Source organism: Methylobacterium tarhaniae, assembly GCF_001043955.1.
Taxonomy (GTDB): domain Bacteria; phylum Pseudomonadota; class Alphaproteobacteria; order Rhizobiales; family Beijerinckiaceae; genus Methylobacterium; species Methylobacterium tarhaniae.
Window position 1 is genome coordinate 1 of the sequence record NZ_LABZ01000277.1, and the last position, 7,402, is coordinate 7,402.

Sequence of the window (7,402 nt, forward strand, 5' to 3'; positions counted from 1 at the left end):
CGAGGAGCCAGATCGCCACCGGGGAGGAGCCCTACTCGGTGGCGATCTGGCTCCTCGAGCACTGGCCCACGGTCGATGCGTGGGAGATCGAGATCGTCGGCTCGGACATCGACACCCGGGCGCTCGCCGCGGCCGAGGCCGGGCGCTACGGGGCCCGGGCGCTCGGCCGGCTGCCGCCCGCCCTGGTCTCGCGCTATTTCGTGCCCGAGGGGGATGGCTCGTGGCGCATCCTGCCGGAGCTGCGCGGCTCGGTGCGCTTCAGCCGCCGCAACCTCGTCGACGCGGTCGGGATGGCGCAGGAAGGGCGCTTCGACGTCGTGTTCTGCCGCAACGTCCTGATCTACTTCGACGACGCCTCGCGAAAGATCGCCGCCGCCACCCTGTTCGCCGCCCTGCGGCCGGGGGGCTTCCTGTGCCTCGGCCATACCGAGTCGATGTCCCGGATTCCGTCGCGGTTCCGCACCCGGCGCTTCCCCGAGGCGATCGTCTACCAGCGCCCGGAGGACGCGCATGAGTGACGCGTCCGTGACCGACGATCTCGTCGCCGATTTCCTGGCTGAGGCGCGCGAGCTGATCCAGGTCGCGGCCGAGGACCTGCCGGCGCTCGACGCGGCGGCCGATCCCGCCGCGGTGAACCGGGTGTTTCGCGCCGTCCACACCCTCAAGGGCTCGGCCGCCCTGTTCGACTGGCCGCCGATGCTCGCGGTCCTGCACGCCGCCGAGGACGGGCTGGACGCCGCCCGCGCCGGCCGGCACAGCCCCGACCTCGTCGACCTGTCGCTCGCCGCCCTCGACGCGGTCGCGCGCTGGACCGAAGCCATCGCCGCGACCGGGGCGCTCCCGGAGAGCGCCGGCCCGGAATCGGCCCGGCTGGTGGACCGCTACCGCGGCCTCCTGGCACCGGAGGGCGGGGCCGGCGAGCCGGCACCGGACGGCCCGGTGCCGGACTGGGCCGCCGACCTTCTGGCGAAGTTGAGCGAGCGACCCGACGGCGCCGTCACCGCCCTGCGCTACGTCCCGCGGGCCGATTGCTTCTTTGCCGGCGACGATCCTTTGGGCCTGGTGGGCCGGCTGCCCGGGCTCCTGGCCCTGCATCTCGCCCCCGCCGCCCCCTGGCCGCCGGCGGAGACCCTCGACGTCTTCGCCTGCAACCTCACGGTGACGCTGCTGACCACCGACCCGCGGGCGGAGGTCGACGCGATGTTTCGCCTGGTGCGCGACCAGGTCACGGCGGCGACCCTGGCGCCGCCGGACACCGCGGCGACTCCCGAGGCCGGGGTGGCTCCCCTCGCGGACACGGCGTCCGGTGCCGAGAGGTCCCCTGGTGCCGAGAGGTCCCCTGGTGCCGAAACGTCCCCTGGTGCCGAGGCACCCCGGAGCCTTCGGGTCGATGCGGGCCGGATCGACGCCCTGGTGGCCCTGGCCGACGATCTGACGGCCGCCCGCGCAGCCCTCGGCGAGGTCGTCGCCCGGGCCACGTCGGGGGCCGACCTCGCCACCCTGCTTCCGTCCTTGAGGGCGAGCGACGAGCGCATCGGGCGCCTCTCCGCCGAGCTGCACCGCGAGGCGGTGGGCTTGCGGCTCCAGCCCCTGGCACGGGTGTTTCGCCGCTTTCCGCGCTCGTTGCGCGACATCGCCCGCGGGCTCGGCAAGGAGGTGGTGCTGAGCCTCGACGGCGAGGCGACCGAGATCGACCGGGACGTGGCGGAGGGGCTGTTCGAGCCGCTGCTCCACCTCCTGCGCAACGCCGTCGATCACGGCATCGAATCGCGCGAGGCCCGGGCCCGGGCCGGCAAGCCGGCGGCGGGCCGGATCTGCCTGCGGGCCGAGATCCGGGGCGAACGGGTCGTCGTCTCGGTCTCGGATGACGGGCGCGGGCTCGATCCGGCCTTCATCCGCGCCCGCGCCGGCGCCCGCGGGCTGCTGCCGCCCGCCGCCCTCGCGGCCCTCGACGAGGCCGGCGTGATCGACCTGATCTTCGCCCCCGGCTTCTCGACCGCGGCCGAGGTCGGCGCCGTCTCCGGCCGCGGCGTCGGCATGGATGCGGTGCGGGAGGCGGTCTCGCGCCTCGGCGGGCGCTGCACCGTCGAGAGCCGGGTCGGGCAGGGCACCACGGTCCGCCTGGCGCTGCCCCGGGCGCAGTCCCTCGCACAGCTTCTCCTGGTCGGGATCGGGCCGGAGCTCTACGGCCTGCCGATGGAGGCCGTGGCCGAACTCGCCCGCGTGCCGCGGGATCGCATCCGCGACCACGGCCTGGGCGGGCGCGACCACGGCCTGGGCGCGGCCACGATCCTGCGCGACCGGACGGTGGCGGTGCTGCACCTCGCGGATCTGCTCGACCTGCCCCGCGAGGGGGCGCCCGCGCAGGCGCGGCTGGCGGTGCTGCGGCTCGGCGACGAGCGCGTCGCCGTCGAGGTCGACCGGTTCGCCGGCCGCCTCGACGGTCTGGTGCGGCCGCTGCCGGGTCTCGCCGCCTTCCCGGGTCTCGCCGGCACGGTGCTCGCGGGCGACGGCCGGGTGATGCTGGTGCTCGATCCGGAGACCCTGATCGACCAGGGCGAGAGGCGAGGGGAGGGCACGGCGTGAGCGTGCGCCACGACGGAGACATGATCCGCCTCGAAGGCGCCTGCCCGGTGGAGGAGGCCGAAACCCTGGCGGCCCTCCTCCTCGCCCATCCGGGGGTCGGCGTGGAGTGGAGCGGCTGCACCGGGCTGCACACCGCCCTGGTCCAGGTGCTGCTGCGGCTGCGCCCGCCGCTCCACGGCACCTGCGGCGACCCCTTCGCAGCCCGCTGGCTCGCGCCGCTGCTGGGGCCGGCGGCCGACCGGTGAGCCGACCCGGCGGCAACGGATAAAACTGCGCGCAACGATACCAGTTTTCGGCTATGCCCTTGCGGCGCCTCCGCGCCGTGGTTCACCGTCACGTCGCCGAGAGCCCGCGAGGGATCCGTTTCCCTTTCGGCGGAAACCGCCTAGATGCCGTCCATGTCGCAGCCAACCACGCCGCAGCCTCCGACTGCCACCGTCGCCGTCCTCGTCGTGGACGACAGCAAGCTCGCCCGGGCCGTCGCCGTGCGGCTGCTGCGGCAGCTCAGGCCGGACTGGACCGTGCGCGAGGCGGCCAATGCCGACGAGGCTCTGGCGGCGATGGCGCCAGCGCCGGCCGACATCGCGCTCCTCGATTTCAACATGCCGGGCAAGGACGGGCTCGCGCTCGCCGCCGAGCTGCGCGCCGAGCGGCCGGGGATGCCGATCGCGGTGATCTCGGCCAACATCCAGGACGAGGTGATCGCTCGCGCCCGCAGCATCGAGGCGGCATTCCTGCCGAAACCCCTCACCGGCGACGCGCTGGCGGGCTTTCTCTCGGGCGCCGCCCTTCGCCTGCGTCGGAGCGCCGCCCCGTGAGCGACGAGGCGACCATCGGCCTGACCGAGCTGCAGCAGGACGCCTTCACCGAGCTGGTCAATATCGGCGTCAGCCGCGCCGCCGCCAGCCTGCGCAAGATGATCGGCGCCCAGGTGCTGCTCTCGGTGCCCTCGGTGGAGATCGTCTCGCGCAAGGCCGCCGCGCGGCTGATCGGCGAGCGCGAGGCGGCGCCGCTCGTGGTGGTGCACCAGGATTTCGAGGGCGCCTTCGCGGGCCGCGCGCTGCTGATCTTTCCGCAGGAGAACGGGCGCGAGCTGGTCCGGGCTGTCGCCGGCGAGGAGCTCTCGCCCGAGGAGGTCGCCGCCCTCGAGGACGAGGCGCTCGCGGAGACCGGCAACATCATCCTCAACGGCTGCCTCGCCACGATGGCGAACATGCTCCAGCGCACGCTGACCATGTCCCTGCCCGGCATCGTCCGCGGCGACGGGCCACGGATCTTCGGGACGGAGGCCGGCGAGGCGGCGGGCGCGGATTCCCTGGTGCTGTTCCTCTACATCGACTTCTCGGTGAGCGAGCGCGACATCCGCGGCTACCTGGCGATGCTGATGGACCTGCCGTCCCTGGAGAACCTGCGGCTCCTGGTGGACGAGTTCATCGCCCGCGCCCTCGGCGACCTGGACGCGTGATGGCCGGCCTCCAACCGGGAGACGTGGCGTGAGCGCGCCCGGCGGCACCGGCGCCGGCGATTCGCTCGGCGCGGCCATCGCGGCGGCCCGGAATCGTGCCGGGCCGCTCCTCGCCGCCCTGGAGCATTCGCGCCAGCCGATGCTCATCAGCGACCCCCGACTGCCCGACAACCCGGTCGTCTTCGCCAACCAGGCCTTCCTGACGCTCACCGGCTACGAATCCTGCGAGGTGCTGGGGCGCAACTGCCGCTTCTTGCAGGGGCCGGAGACCGATCCGGGGGCGACGGCGGCGATCCGCGAGGGCCTGCGCGAGGCGCGCGTGGTCCGGGTCACGATCCTGAACTACCGTCGCGACGGCAGCCGGTTCTGGAACCAACTGCTGATCTGCCCGATCCACGACGAGGCCGGCCACCTCGTCAACTACTTCGCCTCGCAGGTGGACATGTCGCATGTCCACGAGGCCGAGGTCGGGCGCACGCGCCTCGCCGATATCGAGCGGCGCCTGGCCGAGGCGCAGCGCCAGCTCTCCCTGACGCTGTCCTCGGCCGGCATCGCCGGTACCTGGGACTGGGACATCGCGGGCGGGCGGCTGCACGTCGACGGGCGCTTCGCCGCGCTCACCGGGCTCAGCTCCCCGCCGCGGCCGGGCACGGTGCCGCTCTCCCCCGGCCCGCTGCCGGTGAGCGCCTTCTTCACCGGCATCCATCCCCTCGACCGCCTGCGGGTGCGCCTCGCGGTCAGCGGCATCCTCGGCGGGGCCGAGGTGTTCGACAAGGAGTACCGCCTGCTGGCGCCGGACGGCTCGGTGCGGTGGGTCCATGCCCGCGGCCGCTGCCATTTCGGCGCCGACGAGCGGCCCGCCCGCTTCACCGGCGTGTTGGTCGAGGTCACGGAGCAGAAGCGGGTCGAGGAGCGCTTGCGCATCGCCCAGTCGGCGGGCCGCGTCGGCGCCTTCGAGCACGTGCCGGGCTTCGCCACGGTGACGGCCTCGCCGCAATTCTGCAGCCTGCTCGGCCTGGTGCCGGCCCGCACCGTGGCGGCGAGCGCCGTCAACGCCCTGGTGGTCGAGGGCGACCCGCCGCTGCTCGCGCCCGACCAGCGCCAGGAGGGCGAGCTGCCGCCGGTCGAGACCCGGGTGCGGCTCGCCGAGACCGGCGAGGTGCGCTGGCTCGCCCGCCGCGGCGAGGCGATCCGCGACACCGAGACCTCGGCCCTGCGCCATGTCGGGGTGGTCTACGACATCACCGAGTCCAAGCGGGCCGAGGTGGCCCTGCGCGAGCTCAACGACACCCTGGAGGCGCGGGTGCGCGAGGCGGTGGCCGAGCGCGAGCGGGCCGAGGAGCAGCTGCGCCAGTCGCAGAAGATGGAGGCCGTGGGCCAGCTGACGGGGGGCATCGCCCACGACTTCAACAACCTGCTCACCGGCATCGTCGGCTCCCTCGACCTGATGCAGACCCGCATCAACGAGGGCCGCACCGAGAACCTCACCCGCTATGCCGGCCTCGCCATGGCCTCGGCCCAGCGCGCGGCGGCGCTCACCCACCGGCTCCTCGCCTTCTCGCGCCGCCAGCCGCTCGAAGCGCGGCCCGTCGACGCCAACCGGCTGGTGAGCTCGATGGACGAGCTGATGCGCCGGACCTTGGGCGAGCGGGTGCAGCTGGAGGTGGTGGTGGCGGGCGGCCTGTGGCTGACGCTCTGCGACCCCAACCAGCTCGAGAACGCGATCCTCAACCTCGCCATCAACGCCCGCGACGCGATGCCGGAGGGCGGGCGCCTCACCATCGAGACCGCCAATTCCCACCTCGACGACGCCTACGCGGCCCGGGATATCGGCGTGCGGGCGGGGCAGTATGTCTGCGTCAGCGTGACCGATACCGGGTCCGGCATGCCGCCGGACGTGATGGCCCGCGCCTTCGACCCGTTCTTCACGACGAAGCCGATCGGCCAGGGCACCGGCCTCGGCCTCTCGATGATCTACGGCTTCGCCAAGCAATCCGAGGGCAACGTCAAGATCTACTCGGAGGCCGGGCAGGGCACGACGGTCAAGCTCTACCTGCCGCGCTACCACGGCGAGATCGAAGCCGCCGCCGAGGTGCGGGGCGAGGCGCCGCGGGCGGAGCGGGGCGAGACGGTGCTGGTGGTGGAGGACGACTCGACCGTGCGGGCCCTGGTGGTCGAGGTGCTGCACGAGCTCGGCTACCGCACGCTGGAGGCCGGCGACGGGCCCGCGGGCCTGCGCCTGCTGCAATCGGCCTCGCATATCGACCTGCTGGTCACCGATGTCGGCCTGCCCGGCCTCAACGGCCGCCAGCTCGCCGACCAGGGCCGGATGGTGCGCCCGAACCTGAAGGTGCTGTTCATGACCGGCTATGCCGAGAACGCCGCCTTCGGCAACGGGCATCTCGGCCCCGGCATGCAGATGATCACCAAGCCCTTCCCGGTGGAGGGGCTGGCGACCAAGATCCGCTCGATCATCGAGGGGTGAGACATCGAGGGGCGGGGCAGGGCCCGCGTCAGATCACCTCGGTGCCCGCCGGCGCGCGCGCCGCGGGGCCGGCCTGCGCGCCCTGGAACAGGCGCTCGCTCGTCAGCTTCAGGAAGGCGAAGCCGAATTCCGGGTTCTGGTAGTAGAGCTGCTTCACGTCCGCATAGGCCACCCCGAGGGCGATGCCGGGCTCGATGCAGACCAGGGTGCCGGTGCGCAGGTTGCCGGGGGAGAGCATGCCGAGCTCGCCGACGACGGCGCCCGGGCGGATCTCCAAGCCCTGCTTCCCCAAGCCCAGCTCTCCCAAGCCGCGCTCTCCCAAGCCAAGCTCCTCGATGCGGAAGCGGCCGCTCTCGATCAGGAACATCTCGTCGGCCGGTTCGCCCTTGCGAAACAGCACCTCGCCGGCGGCGATGCGCCGGGACTCGCCGAAGGGCCTGAGCCAGTCGAAGGAGAGGTCGCCCTCGGCGGCCCGCTCGACGTCGCGCACCAGCCGGACCATCTGGTAGAGCCGCCAGGCGTTGAACGGGATCTGGATCGCCTCGGTGAGCACCACCGGCATGCTGCCGGTCAGGAGCCCGTAAGTCATCACCGCCACGCTGGCGAGGATCGAGACGACCCGCAGCGGGATCATGGTGCTCATCGCGGTCGACGCGATGGTGAGCCCGGTCCCGAGATAACCGATCGCCTCGATCCAGTTCGCCTCGAGCCAGGTCACGGGCTGCGGCCGCCGTCTCAGCGTCGCCCGACCGCCGACCCGCTGAAGCGGCCGGCCCCGGGGGCGTCCTCGGCCGAGCCGGCCTGGAAGCGGGTCGCCACCGCGCCGGCAGGGGCGGCGACGAGGCCGGCGGGCGGGGTGCCGCCCC

General features: G+C 73.5%; 7 protein-coding genes. 6 read left to right on the forward strand and 1 reads right to left on the reverse strand.

The annotated features are described in order from the left end of the window. The 6 genes from VQ03_RS28530 to VQ03_RS28555 all read left to right on the forward strand — a co-directional run. Positions 1–518 (forward strand): CheR family methyltransferase (locus VQ03_RS28530; protein WP_048454304.1); only part of this gene is annotated, 518 nt, incomplete at its 5' end. Next, positions 511–2,586, forward strand: coding sequence for a chemotaxis protein CheA (locus VQ03_RS28535; protein ID WP_048454305.1), 2,076 nt, complete (start codon positions 511–513; stop codon positions 2,584–2,586). The genes VQ03_RS28530 and VQ03_RS28535, both read left to right, overlap by 8 nt. After that, positions 2,583–2,831, forward strand: coding sequence for a hypothetical protein (locus VQ03_RS28540; RefSeq protein ID WP_048454306.1), 249 nt, complete (start codon positions 2,583–2,585; stop codon positions 2,829–2,831). Before VQ03_RS28535 ends, VQ03_RS28540 begins: the two co-directional genes overlap by 4 nt. A 153-nt stretch (positions 2,832–2,984) precedes the next feature. Further along, positions 2,985–3,404, forward strand: coding sequence for a response regulator (locus VQ03_RS28545; protein WP_048454309.1), 420 nt, complete (start codon positions 2,985–2,987; stop codon positions 3,402–3,404). Then, positions 3,401–4,051, forward strand: coding sequence for a chemotaxis protein CheX (locus VQ03_RS28550; RefSeq protein ID WP_048454307.1), 651 nt, complete (start codon positions 3,401–3,403; stop codon positions 4,049–4,051). The genes VQ03_RS28545 and VQ03_RS28550 overlap by 4 nt, the downstream gene beginning before the upstream one ends. Before the next feature lie 28 nt (positions 4,052–4,079). Continuing rightward, positions 4,080–6,536 (forward strand): PAS domain S-box protein, encoded by a 2,457-nt coding sequence (locus VQ03_RS28555; protein WP_048454308.1) that lies wholly within the window; start codon positions 4,080–4,082, stop codon positions 6,534–6,536. A 28-nt stretch (positions 6,537–6,564) separates the two neighbouring features. On the opposite strand, the gene VQ03_RS28560 is transcribed toward VQ03_RS28555, so the two are convergent. Then, positions 6,565–7,254 (reverse strand): Crp/Fnr family transcriptional regulator, encoded by a 690-nt coding sequence (locus tag VQ03_RS28560; protein WP_483428674.1) that lies wholly within the window; start codon positions 7,252–7,254, stop codon positions 6,565–6,567. Between the last annotated feature and the right edge of the window lie 148 nt (positions 7,255–7,402).